Origin of the sequence: Ectobacillus panaciterrae DSM 19096, assembly GCF_000430785.1 — a bacterium.
Classification (GTDB): domain Bacteria; phylum Bacillota; class Bacilli; order Bacillales; family Bacillaceae_G; genus Ectobacillus; species Ectobacillus panaciterrae.
Map to the genome: position 1 here is coordinate 1 of NZ_AUMR01000177.1, position 2,244 is coordinate 2,244.

Sequence of the window (2,244 nt, forward strand, 5' to 3'; positions counted from 1 at the left end):
GTTGTAATGTTTGCGTTCCATGTCTGGACACATCCTTTCTGTCATTCATTGTACTGACCACACAAAGATGTGTCCATAGAACTATACTAACTCCATTAAAGCAAAAGTGTACAGAGTTTGGGAGTTGGGATATGGAGGAGTGGACACAAACTTCGACCCATCTTCTCTTGACATAAAATACTAAACAAGTTAGTAGACCAATGAACAATCGTTGGTCCTTTTTATTTCTTTATTCTTACAGTAGAAAAAACAGCTTATTTTATGTCGAAATTTTCTTAGCGTACAATATTCGCGTTTTGCGGGCGCTACTCCTTATAGACAGCGTAGAGAAATACGATCGCAAGGTAGAGAAGCGCAGGGAAGCCGGAATACGTCCAATGGAAGAATATAACGAAGAACGTAAGAAACGTACGGAAGACATGTTATGACAGCTAGAAGAAGCTATGCGCCGCTATCCTGGCGCAAAAGGAAAGGAACTAGCGGAAATGCTAGGTGTAACACCTGCTCGTATATCGCAATTAAAGCGAAAATTAAATCATGTGTCCCTTAAACAATAAATATATGGACAGCGCGGCAGGCAGAATTAACAGACTGTCCGTTACAGGTGTTTTTATTGTGTTTGGTTAGGGGAGGCGTGACGCGTAGCGCGTTAGGGGCTCCCCTATTCCCGCCTCAGTGTTTTAACCGTTTGTTAGTGCTAAGGTATCTGAAGCCTATAAGGGGTTCTGACGGCAAAACGCGTATATTATACGCTAATACATTTTCTGGAAGGGGGAACTTCAATTTTCTTACGCTAAGGGCTGTTTTGTCCAATAACGAAGGTATTTGAGACCAACAAAATTCACCTTAAAATGTGACTTTCTTTTTTATTTGACGTAATTTCTTTAAAATTAAATGTCGTTGTCTAATAAATTAGAAATAGGGTGTTTTTGCCCATCCCCTCGAAAAGATGGATTAAAGGATTTTCCGAAAAACAAATCCCCGTTAAATAGAGAATGGGCGCTTCCTTATTCAAGAAAAGCTCCCTTTAATGGAATAACGAAAATAGAAACACGGATGCAAATTAACTTATTTTTCTTCAACTAAACCAGCACCCGTTAGTTCAACAAAGATAACTTAATTAGAATGGTCATTATGAGTTCTTTGTTTATATTGCATGATTGCTCTTCTTTTTCTTTGCGGATTTTTACCATTTTAGTTAAATTCCAATAATTTGCAATTTTTTTCGTTTCCTGATATGATAAAGAAGAATTATTTTTGTTCGGTGTAAAGGATAGTATGAATATCGACTTTTCGTCTTGATGATACTTTGGGCAAGGATAGTAATACAATGTGTGGTAACGCACTAGGAGGCAACAAAAATGGAACAAGGTACAGTTAAATGGTTTAATGCAGAAAAAGGTTTTGGCTTTATCGAACGTGAAAATGGAGACGATGTATTCGTACACTTCTCTGCAATCCAAGGTGACGGCTTCAAATCTTTAGACGAAGGTCAAAAAGTAACGTTTGACGTTGAGCAAGGTGCTCGTGGAGCTCAAGCTGCTAACGTTAAAAAAGCTGCTTAATCTTAAATCGTTTATACAAACAGGCTCTTTATATAGGGCCTGTTTTTTTATGTTCTCTGTATAATACTCAATAAAAAACCCTACTCAACGTTCGAGTAGGGAGATGGTACAGGTAATGGTAAAAGATTAAAAGCTTCAAAGGTTTGTTACAGTATAACATACTGGATTGACAATATGCGGAATGTATATAAGTTATTTATTTTTCTTTTCGAATACAACTACATTTTATTCTTTCTTTTTTCACTAACCTGACCGTTAGCTTAAGTACATTTCTTCACAATCCCACACCAATATTAACATAAATATCCAGTTGTATTTAGGAATCTTATTCCATTAACTGACCCATTTGCGGAACAACTCTATTGTTATTCAACACTCAATTCTTTGGGATCTTTTTTTCGTTTATAAAGGTATGCCATTATAAACGAATGCACTTTTCCTTGTTTTACGTCTGTAAAGGTGACAAAAATCACTTACAAGGGTTTATAAATTTACATTGACCTTTACAAATTTTTGATTGTACCAAAAGGTACACATTTATGGACTGTATAGAATCGTCCGTTTTTAAGTCTATAAAAGTATGAAAAACATTTTACAGACGTATATAAAGTGAATGACACTTTTATAGACGTTTTAGGTATAATGGAATTAAAGATAAAAGGTGCAAGGAGGGGATGGC

General features: G+C 36.1%; 2 protein-coding genes. Both read left to right on the forward strand.

Annotation, left to right across the window (positions count from 1 at the left end):
* Positions 1 to 200 precede the first annotated feature (200 nt).
* Positions 201 to 428: a hypothetical protein gene (locus tag H540_RS0122015; protein WP_028402405.1), complete on the forward strand. Its 228-nt coding sequence runs from the start codon at positions 201 to 203 to the stop codon at positions 426 to 428.
* Positions 429 to 1,361: 933 nt separating this feature from the next.
* A complete protein-coding gene (cspC, locus tag H540_RS0122020; RefSeq protein WP_028402406.1) occupies positions 1,362 to 1,565 on the forward strand; it encodes a cold shock protein CspC in 204 nt (67 codons plus the stop codon).
* Positions 1,566 to 2,244: the final 679 nt, after the last annotated feature.